The sequence below is a fragment of the Flavobacterium limnophilum genome (genome assembly GCF_027111315.2).
GTDB classification, from domain to species: Bacteria; Bacteroidota; Bacteroidia; order Flavobacteriales; family Flavobacteriaceae; genus Flavobacterium; species Flavobacterium limnophilum.
Genome location: NZ_CP114289.2, coordinates 1,808,748 through 1,833,686, shown reverse-complemented (window position 1 = coordinate 1,833,686; position 24,939 = coordinate 1,808,748). Strand labels below are relative to the sequence as shown.

20 protein-coding genes are annotated in these 24,939 nt (G+C 37.5%); 9 read left to right on the top strand and 11 right to left on the bottom strand.

The window, feature by feature from the left end; translation table 11 throughout:
- The first annotated feature begins 15 nt into the window (after positions 1 to 15).
- Genes nrfD through OZP13_RS07475 form a run of 3 tightly spaced genes read left to right on the top strand, consistent with a single transcriptional unit; the run spans position 16 to position 2,398 of the window.
- Entirely contained in the window at positions 16 to 1,395 is a 1,380-nt protein-coding gene (nrfD, locus tag OZP13_RS07485) for an NrfD/PsrC family molybdoenzyme membrane anchor subunit (RefSeq protein WP_281299212.1), read from the top strand.
- A 7-nt stretch (positions 1,396 to 1,402) separates the two neighbouring features.
- The gene (locus OZP13_RS07480; RefSeq protein ID WP_269243258.1) at positions 1,403 to 1,957 is read left to right on the top strand and encodes a hypothetical protein; all 555 of its coding nucleotides are present in this window, start codon (positions 1,403 to 1,405) and stop codon (positions 1,955 to 1,957) included.
- 21 nt (positions 1,958 to 1,978) lie between these two features.
- Positions 1,979 to 2,398, top strand: coding sequence for a c-type cytochrome (locus OZP13_RS07475; RefSeq protein WP_281299211.1), 420 nt, complete (start codon positions 1,979 to 1,981; stop codon positions 2,396 to 2,398).
- A gap of 273 nt (positions 2,399 to 2,671) precedes the next feature.
- On the opposite strand, the gene OZP13_RS07470 is transcribed toward OZP13_RS07475, so the two are convergent.
- The 4 genes from OZP13_RS07470 to OZP13_RS07455 form a co-directional block, all read right to left on the bottom strand.
- Complete coding sequence (locus OZP13_RS07470; RefSeq protein WP_281299210.1) at positions 2,672 to 3,517, bottom strand: DUF2911 domain-containing protein; 846 nt, start codon at positions 3,515 to 3,517, stop codon at positions 2,672 to 2,674.
- A 73-nt stretch (positions 3,518 to 3,590) separates the two neighbouring features.
- Positions 3,591 to 4,244, bottom strand: a complete 654-nt coding sequence (locus tag OZP13_RS07465; protein WP_281299209.1) for an HAD family hydrolase — start codon at positions 4,242 to 4,244, stop codon at positions 3,591 to 3,593.
- 108 nt (positions 4,245 to 4,352) lie between these two features.
- Positions 4,353 to 4,880 carry a KdsC family phosphatase gene (locus tag OZP13_RS07460; protein ID WP_281299208.1) on the bottom strand — a complete coding sequence of 176 codons (528 nt, stop codon included), beginning with the start codon at positions 4,878 to 4,880 and terminating at the stop codon, positions 4,353 to 4,355.
- Complete coding sequence (locus OZP13_RS07455) at positions 4,864 to 5,625, bottom strand: Rossmann-like and DUF2520 domain-containing protein (RefSeq protein ID WP_281299207.1); 762 nt, start codon at positions 5,623 to 5,625, stop codon at positions 4,864 to 4,866. Before OZP13_RS07455 ends, OZP13_RS07460 begins: the two co-directional genes overlap by 17 nt.
- Positions 5,626 to 5,819: 194 nt before the next feature.
- Here OZP13_RS07455 and OZP13_RS07450 point away from each other — a divergent pair, with 194 nt between their 5' ends.
- Together OZP13_RS07450 and OZP13_RS07445 are read left to right on the top strand one after the other, a co-directional pair.
- Positions 5,820 to 9,029, top strand: a complete 3,210-nt coding sequence (locus OZP13_RS07450; RefSeq protein WP_281299206.1) for a cytochrome c biogenesis protein — start codon at positions 5,820 to 5,822, stop codon at positions 9,027 to 9,029.
- Positions 9,030 to 9,052: 23 nt separating this feature from the next.
- A complete protein-coding gene (locus OZP13_RS07445; RefSeq protein ID WP_281299205.1) occupies positions 9,053 to 9,625 on the top strand; it encodes a glutathione peroxidase in 573 nt (190 codons plus the stop codon).
- 167 nt (positions 9,626 to 9,792) lie between these two features.
- Here the strand turns inward: OZP13_RS07445 and OZP13_RS07440 are convergent, their stop codons facing one another.
- Entirely contained in the window at positions 9,793 to 10,743 is a 951-nt protein-coding gene (locus OZP13_RS07440; protein WP_281299204.1) for a tRNA dihydrouridine synthase, read from the bottom strand.
- An 82-nt stretch (positions 10,744 to 10,825) separates the two neighbouring features.
- The gene (locus OZP13_RS07435; RefSeq protein ID WP_281299203.1) at positions 10,826 to 11,323 is read right to left on the bottom strand and encodes a GNAT family N-acetyltransferase; all 498 of its coding nucleotides are present in this window, start codon (positions 11,321 to 11,323) and stop codon (positions 10,826 to 10,828) included.
- Positions 11,324 to 11,466: 143 nt separating this feature from the next.
- On the opposite strand from OZP13_RS07435, the gene menD reads away from it, so the two are divergent.
- From menD to cydB, 4 genes are all read left to right on the top strand, one after another.
- Positions 11,467 to 13,128 carry a 2-succinyl-5-enolpyruvyl-6-hydroxy-3-cyclohexene-1-carboxylic-acid synthase gene (gene menD / locus OZP13_RS07430; RefSeq protein ID WP_281299202.1) on the top strand — a complete coding sequence of 554 codons (1,662 nt, stop codon included), beginning with the start codon at positions 11,467 to 11,469 and terminating at the stop codon, positions 13,126 to 13,128.
- Positions 13,129 to 13,254: 126 nt separating this feature from the next.
- Positions 13,255 to 15,681, top strand: coding sequence for an alpha-2-macroglobulin family protein (locus OZP13_RS07425; RefSeq protein WP_281299201.1), 2,427 nt, complete (start codon positions 13,255 to 13,257; stop codon positions 15,679 to 15,681).
- Between the two features lie 128 nt (positions 15,682 to 15,809).
- Positions 15,810 to 17,162 carry a cytochrome ubiquinol oxidase subunit I gene (locus OZP13_RS07420; RefSeq protein ID WP_281299200.1) on the top strand — a complete coding sequence of 451 codons (1,353 nt, stop codon included), beginning with the start codon at positions 15,810 to 15,812 and terminating at the stop codon, positions 17,160 to 17,162.
- A gap of 9 nt (positions 17,163 to 17,171) precedes the next feature.
- Positions 17,172 to 18,209 (top strand): cytochrome d ubiquinol oxidase subunit II, encoded by a 1,038-nt coding sequence (gene cydB / locus OZP13_RS07415; protein WP_281299199.1) that lies wholly within the window; start codon positions 17,172 to 17,174, stop codon positions 18,207 to 18,209.
- A gap of 2,342 nt (positions 18,210 to 20,551) precedes the next feature.
- Here cydB and rhuM read toward each other — a convergent pair.
- The 5 genes from rhuM to OZP13_RS07390 all read right to left on the bottom strand — a co-directional run bounded on the left by rhuM (position 20,552) and on the right by OZP13_RS07390 (position 24,939).
- Positions 20,552 to 20,770, bottom strand: coding sequence for a RhuM family protein (gene rhuM, locus OZP13_RS18740; protein WP_269243250.1), 219 nt, complete (start codon positions 20,768 to 20,770; stop codon positions 20,552 to 20,554).
- Between the two features lie 600 nt (positions 20,771 to 21,370).
- On the bottom strand, positions 21,371 to 22,345 hold the full coding sequence (locus OZP13_RS07405; RefSeq protein WP_269243248.1) for an FtsZ/tubulin family protein: 975 nt from the start codon (positions 22,343 to 22,345) through the stop codon (positions 21,371 to 21,373).
- Between the two features lie 150 nt (positions 22,346 to 22,495).
- Positions 22,496 to 24,217: a DUF262 domain-containing protein gene (locus OZP13_RS07400; RefSeq protein ID WP_281299198.1), complete on the bottom strand. Its 1,722-nt coding sequence runs from the start codon at positions 24,215 to 24,217 to the stop codon at positions 22,496 to 22,498.
- 36 nt (positions 24,218 to 24,253) lie between these two features.
- Positions 24,254 to 24,727 (bottom strand): 3'-5' exonuclease, encoded by a 474-nt coding sequence (locus tag OZP13_RS07395; RefSeq protein WP_269243245.1) that lies wholly within the window; start codon positions 24,725 to 24,727, stop codon positions 24,254 to 24,256.
- 11 nt (positions 24,728 to 24,738) lie between these two features.
- The gene (locus tag OZP13_RS07390) at positions 24,739 to 24,939 is read right to left on the bottom strand and encodes a hypothetical protein (RefSeq protein WP_269243244.1); all 201 of its coding nucleotides are present in this window, start codon (positions 24,937 to 24,939) and stop codon (positions 24,739 to 24,741) included.

Sequence of the window (24,939 nt, the reverse complement as noted above, 5' to 3'; positions counted from 1 at the left end):
TAAAACAGTAAAATTATGTCTGAAGATATAAAAATACAGGAATCGACCAACAAGCACGAAACCTTTACCCAGAAAGAGTACATGGTCATGAAAAATGATCTGCTTAAACCCATCGAAAAAATTGGAAAAGCCGGAAAAATTTGGATTGCCTTTTTAATAACAGTTTTCTTGGCAGGAGTTGTTGCTTATTATATACAAGAAACCAGAGGAAAATATACCACGATTAATTTAAGAGATTATACAATGTGGGGTGTTTACATCTCCAACTTCTTGTTTATGGTGGCCATAGGTTTAGTCGGCGTGTTGATGTCGGCCATCCTTAAGCTCACCCATTTTGAATGGTACAGGCCGCTTTCCCGAATAGCCGAAGTTATTGCCATTGGAGCGATACTATTTGCCGGAATAAGCATCGTGGTTGCCATGGGTCGACCTGACAGGCTCATTAACTTGCTTATGTATGGACGCATTCAATCCCCAATTGTATGGGACGTTATTGGAATCTCGACTGATTTGGCCGCAAGTCTCATTTTGCTTTTTATTCCGCTAATTCCTTCGCTGATAACCTGCAGAAACAATTTAAAAAACTTGCCCAAATGGCAATTGAAAATGTATAATGTTCTTTCTTTCGGATGGCAAGGAACACCGGAACAATGGAAAATACTAAAAAAAACAATGAGGATATTGACAATATTGCTTATTCCCCTGGGTATCTTGATTTGTACCATCACGGCATGGTTGTTTGCCACAACGCTCAGAGCGGAATGGGATAGTACTAATTTTGGCGCTTATTTTGTTTCAAATGCCTTTTTGTTGAGTTCGGCCGTAATGATTCTGGCCACTTTTGCTTTTAGAAAAGCCTATAATCTGGAAAAATATTTAACCGAACTGCATTTCGATAAAATGGGTCAAGTACTGGTTCTAATGGCTTTAATCCATGGGTATTTCAATATCAATGAATACTTGATTCCTGCCTATAAAATGTCGGGCTTGCATGAAAATCACCTGTTAAGCTTGTTTATAGGTAAAGACGCCTTGTTTTATTGGTCAGTGGTGATTTTCGGAATCATGGTTCCATTCCTGTTGCCATTGTTTCCAAAATTGAGAAAACCAATTCCCTTGACCATTATTTCGGTTGTTGTATTGATTGCGGGCTGGTTCAGACTTTATTTGGTGGTTATTCCAGGATTACTTCAACCATATCTTCCCATACAAGATGTTCCTGAATCTTGGAAACATTACACCCCGAGTTTAGTCGAAATGACTATTGTCGCCGCTACTTTTGCCGGACTGCTCTTGATTGTAACCTTGTTCTCCAGATTTTTTCCAATTGTTTCTGTATGGGAGGTAGCCGAAGGCCAATTGGAAGGAAAAGAAGAAATAATTAACTATAAATAATTCCCAGATGGAAAAGTACAACTATTTCATGGCCATTTGCATCATGTTTTTGTTTTCGATAGCAATTTCGAATGCGCAAGATAAAGAAGCAAAAATTACCTTGACTTTTGAAAAAGCGGATTCACTCTATGTTTGCAAAGCCTTGGTAACTTCCGAAGGAATTCAGGTAAGCGAAGTACCCGTAAATTTATCCGTGAAGCGATTGTTCGGCAACCTGCCAATAGGAGAGGCAATTGCAACAGATTCGACAGGAGTGGCGACTTTTGATTTCCCGATAGATATTCCTTCCCGCGATGGAAAATTGACTATTTATGCTAAAATAGTCGACGACGAAAACTATAGGAACACGGAAACAAGTGGAGTTGCAAACTGGGGCAAGGTTGTTGTTAGTGATAACTCAAACATTGAAGAGCGTTCCATTGCCGCTGGACGAGATAAAGCGCCCATTTATTTTATAACGGCATCACTTTTGATTATTTTCTTGATATGGGGAACTTTAATTTATGCTGTATTACAAGTGTTTAAAATAAAACGATTAGGAAAAAATGCAACTATTGAATAACAATTAAAAACAATTAAAATTATGAAAAACATGAAAAAAATCCTTTTTGGGCTAGCTATTTTGGCGGCCTTTACGTTCACTCAAACCACTAATGCGCAAGCAAAACCGAAAGGTAAAGAATGGAAAACTCCAGCTGCCGATGCAAGCAAGAAAAACCCATTAAAAGCTGGTGATGCAAATGCCATCAGTGAAGGAAAAGCGCTTTGGGGAACAAATTGTAAATCTTGTCACGGGGTTAAAGGACTTGGTGATGGAACAAAAGCAGAAAAAATTGATATTTCTTGCGGTGATTTCTCGTCAAAAGAATTTCAATCAACTACAGATGGTGAAATGTTTTATAAAACTAAAATAGGAAGAAAACCAATGCCTTCTTACAAAGAAAAATTAAGCGATACGGAAATTTGGCAATTAGTGGTTTATATGAGAACCATGAAAAAATAGTTTTTCTGGATTATAATTCAAAAAGGGTTTGAGCAATCAAACCCTTTTTTTGCATTGATTTAAATAATACCATTTAGAAATATAAAATAATCCAATTCTTGCTCCCTCTCCTTTGGAGAGGGGTGGGGTGAGGTTAAACAAAAAAAACTATTTTATATTTCTAAATGGTATAATTTTCAACTATTCCATAAATGCAAATTGGTTTATGGCAACACATAAAAAAGTCCCGTCAGTTAGGCTAACGGGACTTTTTTATTGGTTGTCAACAAAGATTTAATTCTTGCTCCAATCGGCAATACTGTCTTTGTTCATTTTTACGTAATCTTGGTTTTTTGCGGCTTCTGCACCGGCAAGAGACAGTTTGGCTGTTTCAATTGCTCCTTTTTTATCGCCTTGTTTGGCTTGAATCAACGATTTTAGACGATAGTAATAAAAAGGTTTGTCTTTGCTTAATTCTAAAGCTTTATCGATATAAGTCAAGCCTTTTGTCAAATCACCATTGGATTGCAATAAATATTGTGCTGAAGAATAATAATCGCCGGCCGTTGGTCCAGCCAGAGCCTTGTCGATACTGGCCATTGCCGTTTTTTGTGTTGGAACTTCAAACTTGATGGCAACCAGTGTTTTTTCCCAAGAAATTTCTAAATGGGCAAAATTATTGTCCAGATTGTTGATGGCGATGGTTAAACTCTCAACAAATTTTTCTGAATGTTCTGATTTGGCGGTAGTTTTTAAGGCCACTTTTGTCTCGTCCCAAGTTTCGGGATTTCCCCAATTATTGGTGTCGGAATAGAAAATGATTTCCCAATTGTCGGCTCTCGGATTAGTGTACAAGGCATATTTCCCTTTGGGTAATTTTTTGCCGTCAACAATCACGTCGTCGCTAAAAGAGATGGTCGTGTTCTCGTTGGCGCCGGTTCTCCACAATTTGCCGAAAGGCACCAAATTATTGAATACATCTCTGCCTTTGGCACTGGGTCTGGAATAAACAATTTCAACATTGGTTAAACCCACAACTTGGCTCAATGTCGATTTTGGGCTTGCCTGAGGTGTTTTTACTTGTGCTTCAATGGCGAAATTGGCAATCATCATGGCCAATATAACAATTATTTTTTTCATGGTTTAAAATTTTGATTCGTTCAAAATTACAAATTCAAGGATTCAAAAATGTTAATTTATCCTTAATTCGAAATTAGTATTTCGAAATCAATTCAAAACTCAATTCGTCAAGATGTTCTACTACCACGTCTGCCAAGGATAAATCCTGCAGTTTCGAATTTTCGCTGTTGTAGCCCACGCAAAAAATGCCGGCCGCTTTGGCAGCCCTGATGCCGTTGGTACTGTCTTCTATAATGATGCAATTTTCTTTTGGCGCAACCGACAAGCTCGCAGCGTGTTCAAAGATGGCTGGATGCGGTTTCGAATGGGGAAAATCTTCCCCGCTCACGATATGGGTAAAATATTGGTGTAAATTAAAACGTCTGAAAACACGATCGATAGTCACTTTTGCCGCCGAGGAAGCCAGTATCAATTGCATGCCGTTGCCGTGCAAATCCTGTATTAATTTCTCGACGCCTTCTATCAGGTACAAATCCTCTTTACTGTCGAAAGCATCATTGAAAAGGGTTCTTTTTCTTTGGATTAACTCCTCGACTTCGCCCTCGATAGGGAACATCTCTTTCAGTTTTTGGAAGGTGTTTCGGGTAGAATTTCCCATAAAGGAAGTAAACATGTCTTTGGAAACGTCAATGTTCAATTCGGCAAAATGTTGAAAATAAGCATAACTGTGAACGGGTTCCGTGTCGACGATTACGCCATCCATGTCAAATATTACGGTTTGTGTCATTTTAGGTATTAAGAAATTAGAATTAAGTATTAAGATAAAAGGAATTAGACAAAAATTTTAGGATTAAAGGGCACTGAACACTAAAAACTGATTACTGAACACTGAAAATTAATCCAGTTTTCCGTCAAAATGCATGGTCCATTTTCCCTGCACTTTCATCACTTGTTCGATTACTTCGCGAACAGCGCCTTTTCCGCCATTTTTGTGCGAAATGTATTTGGAAATGACTTTGATTTCGGGACTTGCATCTTGTGGGCAAGTAGGCAATCCCACCAATTTCATCACGTGAAAATCGGGAATGTCGTCGCCCATATACAAGACTTGTTCTGGATTAATGTCATAAAGTTCTACGTATTCCATAAAGGTTTCCACTTTGTCGGGACAGCCGAGATGAATGTCCGTAATGCCTAGATTTCTCAACCGTACTCGAACGCCTTCGTTGCTTCCGCCAGAGATGATGCAAACATTGTAACCGCTTTCCACGGCCGCTTTCATCGCATAACCATCGCGAATGTTCATCGTTCTCAGGATTTCGCCTTCGCTGGTCACGAAAACGGAACTGTCGGTCAGTACGCCATCGACATCAAAGACAAAAGTGGTGATGTCGTTCATTAATTCTTTATAACTTCTTGCCATTGTTTTGTATGGATTGTGTTAGTATTTGATAGATGTTTTTTTGATTTTCGTCCAACAAGAAATCCAAATGGGCGGCAATGGTCTGCTTGTCGTTTCGGATGGCCGGCCCGGTTTGTGCTTCTTTGGGCGAAAGCGTCAGGATTTTTTTTGCGGTTTCTTGAATCAAGGGTTGCAAAATTTCGAAAGGGACATGGTTTGTCGTGCAAATTTGATTGCCAATTTGGTATAAGTGATTCGTGAAATTGTTTACGAAAACTGCCGCAACGTGCAAGGCTTTTCGCTGCTCGGAATTGATTTTGTACACTTTGTCGGAAATTATTTCGGCCACGTTTTTCAAGAATTCAAAATCAGGTTCCTTTTGGCTTTCCAAGCAAAGGGGAATTTGGGTGAAATCGACTTCGGCTTTTTTGGAAAACGTTTGTAGGGGATAGAAAATTCCGTTTCGGTTCTTTTTGTCCAAGGCATCGATGGAAACACTTCCGGAAGTGTGTACGACAAAACGGTTTTCGAAAGGCAATTGCGAAGAAACGGACGCAATGGCATCGTCTGAAACGGCAATGATGTATAAATCGGCTTGGGCTAAATTGTTGAAATCGCTGGTGATTTTCTCGGAATCGAGGAGGTGGGACACGGCTTCTTTTTGTCTGGAAAACACTTGAGCCACGTCGATTTTTTTGCTTTTGGCAAATGCTTGAATCAAATGTTGGGCAACATTTCCAGAACCAATAATAATCACTTTAATCATGTGCCAAAATTAACGAAAAAAAATAAAAGTGAAACATTGAATTGGAATTGATTTTTAAAATAAAACCTGTCAAAAATCATTCTCTAATAATTATTGAATGCTTATTTTTAGATTAAATTAACAATTTTGAGAATCTGATACTCAACAATTATAAGTACTTTTGTGGCACTTTGATAAAACGTAATTTCTTACAGATGAATAATAAGTTGACTTCCATTTTATTTTCTACCCGAACAATGGCCATACTTTTCCTGACTTTTGCAATTGCAATGGGTGCAGGAACTTTCATAGAAAGCAAATACAATACCGATACGGCTCGAATTTGGATTTATAATGCCTGGTGGTTCGAAGGAATCATGTTGTTTTTTATGATCAATTTCATTGGCAACATCAAGCGATACAACTTGTTGAGAAAAGAAAAATGGGCAACCCTGATGCTGCATTTGTCTTTTGTCTTGATTATTGCGGGAGCATTCATCACGCGTTATATCAGTTATGAAGGAATGATGCCCATTCGTGAAGGCGCTACCGAAAACGTGTTTTATTCCGATAAAATGTACCTCACCCTTTTCGTGGATGGAGAATACAAAGGCGAAATGAGACGCCGAGTTTTCGAAAAACCATTGTTGCTTTCGCCGGTGACCAACAACAATTTTTCTATTTCGGAAAGGTTTGACAACACCAATTTTGAAGTCAACTACGAAAACTTCATTATGGGAGCCAAAGAAGTCATCAAACCCGATCCAAAAGGGGTTTTGTACCTAAAATTGGTCGAAGCAGGCGAGGGTGGACGTGAAGAACATTTCTTGAAGGAAGGCGAAGTGCAAAACATTCACAACACGCTTTTTGCATTGAATAAATTGACCCCTGGAGCCATAAATATTACCATGACCGACAGCAGTTCCACCATTCAAACCCCGTTTGAAGGACAGTTTATGCGAATGGCCGACAAATTGCAGGGCAAAGTGGATAAAGACGTGGTGCAACCCTTGATGATGCGTTCCTTGTATTCCATTGGAGACATGAGAATCGTGTTTCCTGAACCTGCCATAAAAGGAGCTATTGGATACGAATCTAAAAATGATTTCAAGGCCAAAGGCAACAGCGATGCTTTAATTGTAAAATTAACTGCCGAAGGACAAGAAAAAACGGTGACATTGTTAGGAATAAAAGGTAGGGTAGGTGAGCCAAAATCAGTGAAAATAGGAAAATTGGATTATACCTTTCACTACGGGAATAAAGTGTATACCTTGCCTTTCAGCGTGAAACTGAATGATTTTATAGCCCAGAAATATCCCGGAACCGAAAAAAGTTTTTCTTCTTTCGAAAGCCAGGTTACGGTTCGAAATAAAGCCGAAGTTTTTGATGCCCGAATTTTTATGAACAATATCCTGGATTATGAAGGCTACCGCTTTTTTCAATCCTCTTTCGACCAGGACGAAATGGGAACCGTCTTGTCGGTAAGCCACGATTTTTGGGGAACCACGATTACTTATATAGGATATTTCATGTTGTACTTTGCCCTGATGGCCATCATGTTTACCAAACATTCCCGTTTTGCCGATTTGAAGCGAAAACTGGAAGTGGTAAAAACAAAAAAAGCCAATTTATTGACACTATTGATTTTGTTTTTAAGTTTTGGAACTTTTGCCCAAAATCACAATGCCCAGTTTCTATCCGAGAAACAATTGGATTCCATAATAGAAAAACGAAAAGTACCTTTGGAACACGCAGCCAAATTCGGAAGAATAATTGTCCAGGATGCCGGGGGTAGAATGAAACCCATCAACACTTTCTCGTCTGAGTTATTGCGAAAAGTGAGCCACGAGAACACGTACAAGGGAATGAATTCGGATCAAGTGTTCTTGTCGATGACCCAAGGAGGAAACATCTGGATTCAAGTCCCGATGATTTACATCAAGAAAGGAAACGACAGTATTCGCAAGATTATAGGAATCAATGCCGATAAAAAATACGCCTCCTTTATCGACTTTTTTGACAATACCGGAAATTATAAATTGTCTCCTTATCTGGAAACGGCTTACAAATCGGCAAATCCAAACCAATTTGAAAAGGATTTTATCGAAACCGACAAAAAAGTGAATTTGATGGAAGCTGCCTTGAGCGGAAGCATCTTGAAAATTTTCCCGGTTCCGAATGACGCCAACAACAAATGGGTTTCGTATCCAGAACTGGATCATGCCGGCTTGAAAGGAATGGCGGCTACTTATACCCACAACATTCTTCAGATGTACTTTACGGCATTGGAAGAAGCCTCTGTTTCCAAGGATTACAAAGAAGCCGATGGATTGTTGGAAAGCATCAACGGCTTCCAGAAAAAATACGGAAGCAAAGTGAGACCGAGCGAGGAAAAAATCACTTCGGAAATTATCTATAACGAATATGATGTATTCCAAAAGTTACCATATTGGTATCTTACAGCGGCAATCTTGATGTTGTTGTTTACGATTCTTAAAATATTTAAAGAAAGAAAAGTATTGACCGTTTTGGAAAATACTATGCATATTGTTATTGGTTTACTCTTTGCTTTACATACAGTTGCTTTAATAGCTCGTTGGTATATTTCAGGTCACGCACCTTGGAGTAATGCCTACGAATCGATTATTTACGTGGCTTGGGCAACAATGTTTTTTGGTTTAGCTTTTGGTTCGAAATTAAAGCTACCGCGTTTATTACCATCGATTATTGAAATATTTTATTCGTTAGCATATGTTAAATTTGAAAGTCAATCTAAACTCGTAGTTGCAGCGAGTGCCTTTGTATCTGCCATGATATTGACGGCGGCCTACATGAACTGGATTGACCCGGAAATAGGCAATTTGCAGCCTGTATTGAATTCGTATTGGTTGATGATCCACGTGGCGATAATCGTGGCAAGTTACGGCCCGTTTGCCTTGGGAATGATTTTGGGAGTGGTTTCTTTGTTGTTGATTTTGTTTACCAACGAAAAGAACAAAGAAAAAATGAAATTAAACATCAAGGAAATAACATACATCAATGAAATGGCATTAACCATTGGATTGATAATGCTGACCATTGGGAATTTCCTTGGCGGACAATGGGCCAACGAAAGTTGGGGACGTTACTGGGGTTGGGATCCAAAAGAAACTTGGGCATTGATAAGCATTATGGTGTATGCTTTCGTCATTCATTCCCGATTTGTTCCGGCTTTGAGAGGGAAATGGGTTTTTAACCTGATGAGTGTTTTTGCTTTCTTGTCGATTATGTTTACCTATTTTGGAGTAAATTTCCATTTGGTAGGACTGCATTCTTACGCCAGTGGAGAAGCAAAATCATTGGATTGGATTTGGCAATCCTTAACGGCAATAGCCATTTTGGGAGCCATAACCTATCCAAAATACAGAAAATATTACAAGAAGTAATTGATTTAATTTAAAGAGACATTATGAAAAACTTACTCATCTTGGTCTTTGGAGTATTCCTTTTTTGGAATTGTCAAGGCCAAAACAAATCCGCTAAAACCGATGTAACCACGGAAAAACAAACCATTTACCAATTCAAGGTGGAAGACTTGTCGGGAAAAACATTCGATTTTGCCACTTTGAAAGGCAAAAAAATTATGATTGTAAACACGGCATCCAAATGTGGATTGACACCTCAATACAAGGAATTGGAAGCGTTGTACAAAGAATATGCCTCGAAAGGATTTGTAATTGTGGGCTTTCCAGCCAATAATTTTGCTGGTCAAGAACCCGGAACCAACGAAGAAATCGCCGCTTTTTGTCAATTGAATTACGGAGTGACTTTCCCGATGATGGACAAAGTTTCCGTGAAAGGGGAGGACATGAGTCCGGTCTATCAATTTTTGACCCAAAAATCCAAAAACGGATTGGAAGATTCGGAAGTGAAATGGAATTTCCAGAAATACCTTTTGAACGAAAAAGGAGAATTGGTAAAAGTGATTGCGCCAAAAACCTTGCCAACCGACCCAGAAATCGTGAATTGGATTAAGGGATAGTAATCAGATTTCAGATTTCAGATTTCAGATTAAGAATGTTAAAGATCTATGTAAAAAAAACGAAAACCTCTTGATTTCTCGAGAGGTTTTCGTTTTTTTGCTAACTGCTAACTGCTAACTGCTAACTGCTAACTGCTAACTGCTAACTGCTAACTGCTAACTGCAATCTAAATCTTCTCGTTTTTGAAAATGTTCGCCACGGCCGCTTCATAATTTCTTATACTCTGCGCTTTCTTGATTTGTTTCAACACTTTGTGCGGATTCGAAAAGGTGGCCGAAAAGTATTCCCATAAATGATACATCTTCAACAAAATATGGGTTTGTCCAGATAAAGATTCACTATAGATGGCATATAAAGTGTCGTGAAAAGCACTGAACAATTCCATCTTGTTTTTGGGATATTCAGGAGTGTTGTTTCTTATCATGCTCGGCAAAAAAGGATCCGAAATCAATCCGCGTCCAATCATCCAGTGGTCTATTGTGGGGAAACGTTCCTGCATCTCGTGGAATTTTTTCACCGAAGTGATGTCGCCGTTGTAATACAGTTTGTGTTTGGTATTGTCAACGCAATGTTGAAACGCGTCCAGATTCACGCCGCCTTTGTACAATTGTTTGCCAATGCGGGCGTGAATGGCGATATTCTTGAGGGGATAGCGGTCTAAAACAGGTAAAACATCCAGGATTTCTTCACAATTTTCATAACCCAAACGCATTTTCATCGACACCAAAATGTCCGATTCTGAATGGGCTCTGTCCAGAATGTGGTTGATTTGTTCGGTATTTTTAATCAAACCCGAACCCATTCCCGATTTGGTGACCATGGGATAGGGGCAACCCAAATTCCAGTTCAATTCCTTGTAACCCAATTCCCGAACATATTTGGCCACGAACAAAAACTCTTCCGCATCATTCGTGATTACTTGCGGAATGACCTCTAAATCCAGATTGTTTTCCGGAAGCAAATCCCGTTGATAAGAGGCTTTTATTTCCAGTTTCCCGTTCAACCGAATGTAGGGAGAATAAAAAGTGTCGATGCCGCCAAAAAACTTGTTTTGGGCATTCCTGAAACGAAAATCGGTGAATCCTTGTAAAGGGGAGGAAAGAAGGGTAAAACTCATAGTATTGATAAAGTTGCAAATATAAGTCATTCGATTTTAGGAATGGGATAATCACTAGTTACTAAAATCGAATCACTAAAAATCATTCCAAAATCAATTGCATAAAAACCAAATCCAGCCAATGGTCAAATTTGTAGCCCACTTCCCGAATCGTGCCGGCAACTTCAAAGCCAAATTTTTTGTGGAAAGTGATGCTCCCCTTGTTTTTTGCGTCAATGGCGCCAATCATGTTGTGGAAACCTTGTTCCTTCGCCAATTTGATGAGTTCTGCCAACAATAGTTTGCCAACGCCATTTCCTATAAATTCTTCCGCCACGTAAACCGAATGTTCCACCGTGTATTGGTAGCCAATTTTTTCCCTGAATTGGCCATAAGTGGCATATCCAATGGTCGTGTTTTCAAATTCGGCCACAATTATGGGCCAATTTTTCGCCTGTTTATCTTCAAACCATGATTTCTGGGTTTCAAAATCGTGCGGCTCATAATCATAATTCGACGTACCATGCAGTATTTCGTGATTGATGATTTCCAAAATGGTGTCAATATCGGCAAAAACCGCAGGTCTTATCTTGATTTTCATGTCAAATCTATTTTGTCCAAAATTAAGAAAAATGAACCATATACTTGGGGGAAAAGAGCAGCAACTTTGTATCTTTGCTTTTCAGGTTTTTAGTTGAAGCCCCGAACTTCTAACTTCTAATTTCTAACTTCTAACTTTAAATAATGGTTTATCCCAAAATACCTCTTGCGCAAAGCATTATCCAGATTTGCCTTGCCAAAGGAATCAAAAACATAGTAATTTCTCCCGGTTCCAGAAACGCACCTTTAACCATTGGTTTTGTAAACAATCCCGAGTTCAATTGCTACAGCATCGCCGACGAACGTTGCGCCGCTTTTTTTGCCCTTGGAATTGCCCAACAAATCCAGAAACCCGTTGCCGTGGTTTGCACTTCGGGTTCGGCATTGTTGAATTATTATCCTGCTTTTGCCGAAGCTTTTTACAGCCAAATCCCGCTAATAGTGATTTCTGCCGACCGACCTCAAAGCAAGATAGACATTGGCGACGGCCAAACCATTCGCCAGGAAAACGTGTTCAAGAACCATTCGCTCTACAATGCCAATTTGACCGAGGAAGTTTCGGTGGAAAACGACTTGAAAATCAACAAAGCCATCAACATGGCTTTTACCAAAAAAGGTCCCGTCCACATCAATGCGCCTTTTGAAGAACCCTTGTATCAAACGGTTGCCAAATTGGATGTCGATGTCACGATTTCGGCTTTCAATAAAACGCACCACAAAATAGCTGTCGACGAAATTGTCGAATTCACGAATATTTGGAACAAATCCAAAAAGAAATTGATCCTCGTTGGCGAAAACAAACCCCACACGATTGACGCTGCAATTATTGATTCATTGGCAAAAGATCATTCGGTGGTGGTGATGACGGAAACCACTTCCAACCTGCAGCACCCTTCTTTTTTGAATAATATAGACACCATAATTACGCCTTTCACAAAGAAGGAATTCAAGAATCTTCAACCCGATATTTTGGTAACTTTCGGCGGAATGGTGGTTTCCAAAAGGATAAAAGCATTTTTGAGAGAGTACAAACCAACGCATCATTGGCACATCGATACTTTAAGAGCCTATGACACTTACGGTGGTTTGACGAAACATTTCAAGGTGGATCCCAATCCGTTTTTCAACCAATTCTTGCCGTTTACCATCCCCATAAAAAGCAATTATTATTCGACTTTCGAACAAATTTCGACTTTGAGGGATAAGAAACACCAAGAATATCTTGCCAATATTCCTTTTTCGGATTTCAAGGCTTTCGAAAAAATAATTCCTTCCTTGCCGGAAAATACGATGCTGCATTTGAGCAACAGCTCAGCCATTCGATACGCCCAATTGTTTGCCATAAACCCTTCGATAACTGTTTTTTGCAATCGCGGAACCAGCGGCATCGACGGAAGTACTTCCACTGCAATCGGTGCGGCTGTGGCCAACGAAAGACCTACGGTTTTGATAGCGGGCGACATCGGATTTCTTTACGACAGCAATGCCCTGTGGAACGAATACACGCCCAAAAACTTCAAGATTATCCTCATCAACAATGGAGGAGGAGGCATCTTCAGGATTTTGCCCGGACACGAGGAAACACCTACTTTCAACAAGTTTTTCGAAACCTCCCACTGCTTGACCGCCGAGCAATTGGCCAAAATGTACGGTTTCGAATACAGCATTGCTAGCGATGAAACGAGTCTGGAAAACAGCTTGAAAACTTTGTACGCCCAAAACGACAAACCAAGTATTCTCGAAATTTTTACGCCAACCTTGGAAAATAGCAAGATATTGTTGCAGTATTTCAGGGAGTTGGTTTAAAATTATACTGTTCTTGTCTTTGAAAGATTTTTCTTGGTATGATTGTTGATTTGTTTTTTAATATAAAATTAACAAGATTTTATTTCTTCGTAATTTTATGTTGTTTAAAATAAATCCACATTTGATATGCTTGAGACTTTTATCGGGAATAAAAACCACCATCTACTTTGTTTTTTAAGTATTGTTTTAACATTTGGTTTTTTGCACGCCCAAGAGCAAAAATCAATTCCTGATGTCGAAAAAGTATATCTTCATACGGACAATTCGATCTATTTTATAGGTGAAAATTTGTATTACAAAGCTTATGCTGTTCGTGCTTCCAACAACCTGCTTTACGACAACAGCAATATCTTGTATGTGGAATTAATTTCGCCCGATTCCAAGATAATTGCCCGAAACAAGACCAACATAGAAATGGGGTTGGGACACGGCGATTTTCAATTGGTCGATTCTCTTGGCGTGAAACCTGGAGTTTACCAGTTGAGGGCTTACACTAATTGGAACAGGAATTTTGGGGATGATTTTGTGTTCAAAAAAGATATTGAAATCATGAATGTTTTTGAATCCGGTTCCAAAATTGATAAAACACAAAATAGTGCCGCTGTTGCGGCAAGCATAATCACTGAAAATAAGAACCCGACCAGCTATAGGATTGATTTTTTTCCCGAAGGCGGTTGGCTTTTGGAAAATGCGACCAGCGTTGTGGGCTTTAAGGCTGTTGACGGTAATGGAAACCCGATAGACATTAAAGGTGAAATTTACGATTTCGATGCAGATGACGAATTGGTGGCTTCTTTTTCAAGTCAACATGATGGTATGGGGAAATTCCAGATGATACCCATGGAAGGGAAAAATTATTACGCAAAAATCAAGACTCCGGATGGGAAACTACTGCATCAAGAACTTCCAAAAGCCGCCAAGAAAGGCTATTTGTTGAGTTTTAAAATTTTTAAAGGCAGAAATATTATTAGCATTTGCACAAACAATGCCACCTTGGCCCAGAATCCCGATGGGGTGCTTACGCTTGTTTGCAAAGCAAGAGGGATTTCCTATTTGGAAACCAAGCAAACCGTAAGAGTAACAGAATTGTCTTTTGAATTGCCAAAGGAAGTTGCTCCCGACGGCATAAGCCAAATCACCTTGTTGGACAGCGACAACAAACCGCAAAGCGAGCGATTGATTTACATTGAAAATGAACACGATTTAGAGGTGCAACTCTCGACAGACAAAGCCAGTTATCAACCCAATGAAAAAGCAATAGTGAATATTAGCTCAAAATCTAAAGATGGAGTAGCCAAATCAGCCAGTTTTTCGTTAAGTGTAACTGATAGGAATGGACAAGTTGAAGAAAAAGATTTTGATTCAAACATTAGTTCTTATTTCCTGATGGAATCGGACATTAGAGGAAAAGTATTTAATCCGGGATACTATTTTGATACTGCTAATCCAAAACGACTGGAACACTTGGACAACTTGCTTTTGACCCAAGGTTGGCGGGATTTTGTATGGAAAAAAATCCCGGAAGTGGATGATAGATTAGGGTATAAAGCAGAAAAAGGCATCACGATAACCGGCAGGGTAAAACATTTTTTTGGAAATAAGCCAAGGGTAAATGCCAACATGACATTGGCTTTAATGGGCAATAAGAAACATGGTATTTTTAATGCGACCACGGATTCTATGGGACGTTTCAAATATGAAAACCTGCTGTTTTCCGGAAAAGCCAAAATGTATTTAAACACCAGGGATGAAAAAGGAAAGTTTAAGGGAGAAATAGTGCTGGACTCCATCGAACAACCTCCATTGGCTGTTTTTATTCAAAAAGAATCCATTAGTTTGCCTGAATCCACAAACTTGGTCGGTAAAAATGTGTATAAAAAATTTACTGCCTTTGGGATAAAACCCGAAAATGTTTTGAAGGAAGTGGTAATTATTGCCCCAAAGAAAAACCCTGCAATTACGCGTGTTCCTTATATAAATCCATCCTATACCTATAAAGCAGATAAAAATACGGCATCCTATTATAATGTCTATGATGTTATTCAAGATTTTAGGCATTCTGCTAACAGTGGTATGGAAAGGATGTATGCTTTTACGGAAGATGGGTTTTTTGACGACCCTGCCGAGGGGTATTTTATAGATGGAAATGCGGCTACCTTTGCTGAAGTATATGCAATATCTCCCTATGAAATTGAGCAAATAGATTTTGTCGATGACCCCAATTTTGGAGGTATTTACATTTATACAAATCGATACAAAAATCTTGGCAAACCCCAAAAAGCCTCTTTTCATTCGATTAAAAAAGAAATAGACGGTTTTTACGTCGCACGAGTTTTTTATTCGCCCAATCCGGAACAATCCGAGTTGGACAATAAATTGGCCGTGAGAAACACCCTCTATTGGAATCCGTTCGTGCATCCCGACGCAACGGGCAACGCCAGTTTAAGTTATTACAACACCAAGGTCGAAACCAAGATAAAAGTGGCTCTGGAAGGCATTACCGCAACGGGAATTCCGGTGACAAAAAAAGTGTATTATACCATAAAAAAATAAGTTTTTTTTGTGGTATTTCCATGAATGGGCGTCTATTTTTTTTTAATTTCCAATGAATAAGTTAATTATCAAATGCTGTAATGGCATTCCGATATTTGTTGCTTAAATTTGGTGTAAAATTTAGTATTATGGACGTTGAAATATTGGCCCGCATTCAATTTGCTTTTACCATTGCCTTCCATTACATCTATCCGCCGTTAAGCATCGGTATTGGATTGATAATGGTCATTTTCGAAGGACTTTACCTCAAAACCGGAAACAAGGAGTACGAAATCCTGACCCGTTTCTGGATTAAAATCTTCGCCTTGACTTTCGGGATTGGCGTGGCCACCGGAATCATAATGGAATTTGAATTTGGAACCAATTGGGCGGTCTATTCCCGTTATGTTGGCGATATTTTCGGAAGTGCATTGGCCGCCGAGGGCTTGTTTGCCTTTGGTTTGGAAAGCACTTTTCTGGGAATACTGCTATTTGGTTGGAACCGCGTAAAACCTTGGGTGCATTTTGTCTCTACTTTAGGCGTATTTTTAGGCTCGATGTTCTCCGCCGTTTGGATTGTGGTGGCCAATTCTTGGCAACAAACTCCCGCAGGTTATCATATCGTCGGAACAGGTTTAAACGCCCGCGCCGAAGTAACCGATTTTTGGGAAATGGTCTTCAATCCCTCCAGCGTCGATCGAATCATTCACGTTTGGCAAGGCGCAATCTTGGCGGGAACCTTCCTGGTTTTGAGCGTTCATGCGTATTATATTAGAAAAGGGCGTTACGTCGAAATATCCAAAAAAGCATTCAAAATTACCTTGGTCGTGGCCACCGTTTTTTCACTCACGCAATTGCTCTCCGGGCACAGTTCCGCCGATGGGGTAGCAGTGAATCAACCCGCAAAATTGGCCGCAATGGAAGGACATTTCCAGAAAAATTCACCTGCCGATTTGTATCTTTTGGGTTGGGTAGATAAAGAGAAACAAACCGTTACTGGATTGGGAATTCCTGGTGGATTGTCATTTTTGGTGCATCAAGATTTTCAAGCTCCCATAAAAGGATTGAATGACTTTCCGGTCGAAGACAGGCCAAGTCAAATCAATGCCGTTTTCCAGTTTTACCACATTATGGTAGCCATAGGAATGGCATTAATAGGATTGACGCTCTACGCTAGTTTTCTTTGGTGGCGGGGAAAATTGTTCGAAACTAAATGGCTGATGTGGATATTTTCTTTCTCGGTAATTTTACCCCAAATCGCCAATCAAGTGGGCTGGTTTGCAGCCGAAATGGGAAGACAACCTTGGGTAGTTTATGGACTGTTACGAACCAATAAAGCATTTTCACAAGAAGTGTCCTCCAACCAAATCGTGTTTTCATTGGTCTTGTTCACCTTCGTCTATTCGCTGTTGTTGGTTTTGTTTTTATATTCGGTGAATAAAAAAATAAAACACGGCCCTTATGATGAATTGGAAAAATCGTCAGAAATTAATTTTTTATAATCCAGGCTTATGGAAACTTTTTTGGGAATAGATTATCCTACTTTGTGGTATTTGGTAATCGGATTGTTGTTTTCGGGTTACGCGATTTTGGAAGGCTTTGATTTTGGCGCAGGTGCTTGGCATTTGTTTTTCAGGAAAGACTTGAGCCGAAGAATTGCCATCAACGCCATTGGCCCAATTTGGGATGCGAATCAGGTTTGGTTGGTAATCGGAGGTGGAGCATTATTTGCGGGATTCCCAGTTATGTACGCCACGATGTTGTCGGCCATGTACATTCCGTTTATGTTATTTTTAATGTTCAATGTACTGAGAGCAGCCGCTATCAAGTTCAGAAGTGCCGAAGAAATGCCTTGGTGGAGACTAACTTGGGATATTACCTATAGTGTCTCTTGTATTATGATTGCCTTTTTGCTGGGTGTCGTTTTGGGTAATATTTTGCAGGGTTTCGCCTTGGGGCCTAATTTTACCTATCACGGAGGCATCTTTTTTTCATTTCTAAATCCTTATGCCATAATGGTTGGACTTACGACACTTTCCATTTTTATGACCCAGGGAGCCATCTTCCTGCTATTGAAAACCGAAGGCAGATTGCACGATCGACTGACTTTTTTGCTTCAAAAAGGAATGATATTTTTCATCATCAGCTTCGGGATTACGACCCTTTATACCTTGGTATTTATCCCCGAAGTTACCGCCAATTTCAGGGAAAAACCACACTATTTTGTGGTGCCGGTTTTGTCCTTTTTGGCTGTGGCCAATGTCCCGCGTTTGGTGTCCAAAAAGAAATACATGATGGCCTTGGTGTTTTCGTCCTTGACAATGGCCTTTTTGCTGATTCTAGTGGCCTTGCAATTGTATCCAACGCTCTTGATTTCGACCATCGATCCCCAATACAACGTGACGATTTACAATGCGGCTTCCTCCCAAAAATCATTGGGAATTATGTTGACTATTGTGGCTATTGGCGCACCATTATTGGGAGCCTATTTCTTCTTTTTGTACCGAACATTTAATGGAAAAGTGCAATTGGACGACACCAGTTATTAGAGTGGTCACAATGTAATAATACAAATAGACACAATTTTGTCATTCCGACGAAGGAGGAATCTCATTAGTTGCTCAAGAGTTATTCGGTTGGTTTACAATAAAAACAACCTCTAATTTTTTGAAACTACAACCTACATTTGCTTCAATTGCCGTTGACTTCAGTCAACAGAATTCTAGTTACTAGGTTAGTTTGAACTCAAAAAACACTGTTTAATGTTTGATAGAATGCATTTTCAATTGCCGTTGACTTCAGTCAACGGAATTCTAGTTACTAGGTTGGTTTGGACTCAAAAAACACTGTCTAATATTTGATAGAATGCATTTTCAATTGCCGTTGACTTCAGTCAACGGAATTCTAGTTACTAGGTTGGTCTGGACTCAAAAAACACGGTCTAATATTTGATAGAATGCATTTTCAATTGCCGTTGACTTCAGTCAACGGAATTCTAGTTACTAGGTTGGTCTGGACTCAAAAAACACGGTCTAATATTTGATAGAATGCATTTTCAATTGCCGTTGACTTCAGTCAACAGAATTCTAGTTACTAGGTTAGTTTGAACTCAAAAAACACTGTTTAATATTTGATAGAATGCATTTTCAATTGCCGTTGACTTCAGTCAACGGAATTCTAGTTATCAGGTTGGTCTGGACTCAAAAAACACTGTCTAATATTTGATAGAATACATTTTCAATTGCCGTTGACTTCAGTCAACGGAATTCTAGTTACTAGGTTGGTTTGGACTCAAAAAACACGGTCTAATATTTGATTGTAGAATACATTTTTCAATTGCCGTTGACTTCAGTCAACGGAATTCTAGTTACTAGGTTGGTCTGAACTCAAAAAACACTGTTTAATATTTGATAGAATGCATTTTCAATTGCCGTTGACTTCAGTCAACGGAATTCTAGTTATCAGGTTGGTTTGAACTCAAAAAACACTGTTTAATATTTGATAGAATGCATTTTCAATTGCCGTTGACTTCAGTCAACAGAATTCTAGTTACTAGGTTAGTTTGAACTCAAAAAACACTGTTTAATATTTGATAGAATGCATTTTCAATTGCCGTTGACTTCAGTCAACAGAATTCTAGTTACTAGGTTAGTTTGAACTCAAAAAACACTGTTTAATATTTGATAGAATGCATTTTCAATTGCCGTTGACTTCAGTCAACGGAATTCTAGTTACTAGGTTGGTCTGGACTCAAAAAAACACTGTCTAATAATTTGATTAAAGAATACATTTTCAATTGCCGTTGACTTCAGTCAACGGAATTCTAGTTATCAGGTTGGTCTGGACTCAAAAAAATACTGTCTAATATTTGATTGTAGAATACATTTTCAATTGCCGTTGACTTCAGTCAACGGAATTCTAGTTACTAGGTTGGTCTGGACTCAAAAAACACTGTCTAATATTTGATTGTAGAATACATTTTTCAATTGCCGTTGACTTCAGTCAACGGAATTCTAGTTATCAGGTTGGTCTGGACTCAAAAAACACTGTCTAATAATTTGATTAAAGAATACATTTTCAATTGCCGTTGACTTCAGTCAACGGAATTCTAGTTATCAGGTTGGTCTGGACTCAAAAAACACTGTCTAATAATTTGATTAAAGAATACATTTTCAATTGCCGTTGACTTCAGTCAACGGAATTCTAGTTACTAGGTTGGTCTGGACTCAAAAAACACTGTCTAATATTTGATTGTAGAATACATTTTCAATTGCCGTTGACTTCAGTCAGCGGAATTCTAGTTATCAGGTTGGTCTGGACTCAAAAAACACTGTCTAATAATTTGATTAAAGAATACATTTTTCAATTGCCGTTGACTTCAGTCAACGGAATTCTAGTTATCAGGTTGGTCTGGACTCAAAAAACACTGTCTAATAATTTGATTAAAGAATACATTTTCAATTGCCGTTGACTTCAGTCAACGGAATTTAGGTTTAATCTGTAATTGGCTTTAGCCAAAATAGTTGTATGATTTTGGCAAAAGTCAATAAGTGTTGGGTAGTTTTTGTTGTAATAGCAAACATTATTATATTTTAATCCAATCTAACTACTCCGTTTGTCACGCTGTAAAGCGTCCCTACTCTCGTGCTTAGCGACTCCTACGGACTGACAAATGCCCTTTTATTTTGGACTGTTTTATATGCGTTTTCGGTATAAAAATAGAAACTTCTTTCTTTTACTTCTTCAATTTTGAGATTTCTAAATCCAAATTTGAAATGTATTTTTTGTCCTGTTCAATTCGGAATTGTTCGTATTCAGAATGTGCTTTTTCAACGGCTTTTTCGTGTGTAATGCTTCCTGTATTGGGTAAAATGTCAAGACTGCGTTCCAACTATTCGTCGAAATAATCTTTACCAAAAGGTTTGCCGTTTTTGAGCATTTCATCATTCAAGACAAAACCTTTGATGATAAATTCTTTTAGGGTTTGTGTTGCCCAAATGCGAAATTTAGTGGCTTGTTTGGAATTTACCCTATAACCAACAGCAATGATGGCATCGAGGTTGTAATAAGTTGTTAAGTAGCTTTTATTATCAGATGCAGTTGTTTCCATTTTGGAAACAACTGAATTTTCATCGAGTTCGCCCGATTCAAAAATGCTTGCTAATTGCTGGTACTTCAACCCCAAATAGTTGTGCAATTAGTTTTTGGCTAAGCCAAAAATTATCGTCATTATAGGTAACGCTAAGTTTTACTTTGCCTTCCTGGGTTTGATAAATTAGTATTTCGCCTGTGTTCATTCGTTATGAAATTAGGTTTGGTTTGAAGGTTTGATTGCCGTGTTTTGATGTAAATATATAAAAAAAGCAGGCAAAAAAAAGATATCTAATCTCAGGGCATTCGCATTTAAAAATTTCCACTACGAATTGCACGAATAAACACGAATTACAACTAGTTTTTTAATTGCACGAATTCTTAAAAAGATAGAATTCGTGCAATTCAATTTCAAATTTGATAAAAATTAGTGAAAATTCGTGTAATTCGTGGCTTATTTTTTTTTAAGCGAATGCCCTGATCTAATCTTTGAATCTAAAGAATACATTTTTCAATTGCCATTGACTTTAGTCAACGGAATTAAGGTTTAATGTGTAATTGGCTTTAGCCAAAAAAGTTATATAAATCAGGGCTAAAGTCAATAAATATGGTTTGTTGATTAAAATTTATTTCTATCAATTTCAAATTCGGATATCATTAAAGTAACGGACAAAGATTTCCCCAGATTTTTATTTAGACTCACGGTCGTAATAATTCCAGCATTATAGCCAACTTTTTCTTGAATAATATCATTGATTTCGCCAATTTCATCTATATTCATTTCAATACTGTCAGCGGAGATAATTAGTAAAATAGTTTTAACATTCTCTACTATTGTAACATATAAATTAAGATTGGATAGAGCTAGTTCGGTTGCTTTTTTTGCCCGAGTTCGACCCGAACTAACTCCAAAACCAATAAATAAAGGCTTCTTTTTATCTAATTCAGATACGATTTCCTTATTGTCCAACAGTCCACCATATTTAACAAATTCATTTATATAGGAGGAATTAATACGTTCTAAATTCACTTCGGAAAAGGCTTCAGGAAGACTCTCCAAAACCATTGAGCTTGCAAACTGGTTTTTGATGTTTTTTCTATTTTCATTTATCTTGGTTTTTTTATAGAGCAAAGAAAATAAGTCCTGATTCCATACAAGATCATTTCTGAAATACGTTTTATTTAAATTAGATGTAGTTTTATTTGCGTTCAGATTTTTAAGTCTTAAAAGATCAAATAGGTTTGTATCATCTGTCCTTGCCAAAGACATAAAAAACAAAGCCATAGAATCGAAGTATTTTATGGACATATTTTCAAATTCAACCATTGTTTGAAATAGGGTATCAAAAGAAATAATATGAAAATTATCTTTGGTTAATAAAGCTTCATATTCTTCCTTTTCAAAACCAGAAAATAGGATGACAGCAATACAAATTTCAGCATTGGAAATTTCGACGGAATGAGGTTTGGGTACGACAACAAGATTGTCGTGTTCTTTGAAATCAACCATATAAGCTAAAGTTTTTTTTACCACATCATTTTTTAAATTGTCCAGTAAAACGCAATGTTCTGGTCTATAGTGTGCATATTCCATAAGTTTGATTTTTTAAATTTCTTCAAAATTAAAAGTAGGAACTGCCAGAATGTGACGTAGAGAAAATTAGTTGTATAAAAAAACGACACTTGGGTGGGAGTGTCGTTTAAAAAATATATTTTCTGTGTTACTATTTATATAAGAAGAAAATTAAAACGTTTCCATAATAAAATCAGTTATCTTTTTGTGTCTTTCGTCTATTTTCTCTTTATTCCAAATTATATTTTCATTTGTCATTTCTTGAATTTCTTTTTGTTGCATTAAATAATTATAAGAATTTCTCTTATCCCAAAATGGACTATTACTTGCGGAACAATTATGAGATTTTGATAGTAATAAATAATTACCTAAGCAATCTATGTATTCATTTCTGAATTCTTCGTCATATTCATTATATCCAGCATTAACAGCTCCCCCTGCAGTTTCTGTTTGTGGAGCGATATGTTCTAACTCAGGAGATTCAATTTTGTCAAATCGTGTAGGTTGATATCCACTTTTGCCTTGAGACTCCAAGTGATTTTCATATTTCCACAGAATAAATTTTGCTGTTGGATGATGTATAAAACCATTGATGGATTGAATTAAAGTTTCATTATTCCAATGAGCCCACCAACCATTTTCTACATTTTTAATATCTTCAATTTGTTTAATTATTGGTTCGATAGACGAATTATTTTTATCGAAATTTTGAAAGACAGGGTTTATTCGAGATGTTATATCTGCTCTTGTTCCTATTAATCTATGGCGTAGTACTAGTGATTCTAGAGAGGAGCAAAGATTGCATAGGTCTGATTTTGAAATTCCAAATTGATAGGATTTGATGACAAAAGGGAGAGAAATTCCAATCCCACCCAAAGTAATTAAAGAATGTATTTGCAAATACTCTCTTTGATCATCTCCAAAGAAAGTTGTCAGATATTCAAAGCTTTTATTAAGTGAATAAGTGAATTCTTTTATAAAAAAGATAGAGTTTTCTTCCGATAAAATTCTGTTTATTCTATCAATAGCCCCATTTTCCCAAAGTGAATTGAAATAAATACGCAAAGTATAAATCAAAACATCATCTTCATCAATATTGTATTCAATTGATGAAATTGATTTATAAATATTTTCAAATCGTTCTTTTATTTCCTCAATTAATGTCTCCTTTTCTTCTCCGCCATATAAATGAACGTTAAACATAAATTGAGCTTTTATTATCTCAAGATTTGACGGCTTTTTTCCTCTATTGTTTTGAAAAATAAACATTTGAATAGCCTCCGATTCATTAGCGACATTGTGCTTTGTACACGAAGCATTTTCAATTGAAGACAACATTTCCAAGATGTAATTTTCATCTTTATTGGATAAGTAAAGATTGAAAAAATCGAAAGCCTTAGTAATTCTTTTTTTAGATTCAGTATCTAAATTTTTATTATTTTTTTCTTTTTGATCAATAACGTAATCTTTGAAAAAACGATTGTCATAATCTACTGTTTCAAATCGATATATTGAACTTCCTCTTTTTATTAAATCTTCAAATAAGATACTTTCATTTTCTGAAAGTTCTCTCATTCCCTTTAGTCTTTTAAAAAGAGATGAAACAAAAATAACTATTGTGGTCATTCTTTGCTGACCATCAATGATGCCTACTTTATTTTCTCCTTTATTTTCTCCTTTATTTTCAAATAAAAAATGTCCAAAATAATACGGAGTACTGTTGTTTTCAAGACTTTTGTTGTAATCTTCTAAATCACTCAAAAACACATTTACTTGTTTAGGAGTTTTACTGTTTTCTAATTCTGTTTCCCAAGAATAAGCTCTTTGATATGAAGGAACATACATTTTATTCCCTTCAATTATCATTTTTTTAATTGTTAACCGTGTTTCCATTTTTTATTTTCTTTAATTTTTTTGTAAATACATTCATTAAATCTTTAACCATTTCAACCACAACTCCCCACAAGCCCGAGCATCACTCAAAGCATCGTGATGATTCAGCGGAATGTCGTGTTCTTCGCACAAGGTAGCCAAATTTGACCTATAAATCTTATAAGTACAAAATTTATTGTAATTTGGAATAGTTAAACCGTAATGCAAAAGTGTTTTATCTAAAACAGGAAAATCGAACCCAAAGCCATTGTGTGCCACTACGTTTTGGTTTTCGATATAAGGCGCAATATGTTGCCAAATTTGGTCGAAAGTAGGAGAGTTCAAAGTGTCTTTTGCGGCAATTCCGTGAATGTCCGTAAAGCGATTCCAGTAATAATTATCGGGTGGCTGAACTAAAAAATCGACTTCTTGGATAACGATTCCGTTTTTTATTTGCACCAATCCAACTTGGCAAATACTGTTCCTGTAACCTGTTGCCGTTTCAAAATCTATAGCGGTAAAAGAATCCATAAATTTAATTGCTATTCATTACAATTTGTAATATTCATTCCTGAAATTTCTATCTTATATAATCTACCATCAATTACTAATCGATTTAGAAAACCTAACGGAATACTCGCTGTTGTTCTATCATCTATTCCATCTGGAAGTTTTTCCTTAAAAGTACTCTCTAGCTTATCCATTCGTTTTGAAAATAAGCGCACAAATTCTTCTTTTTCCAT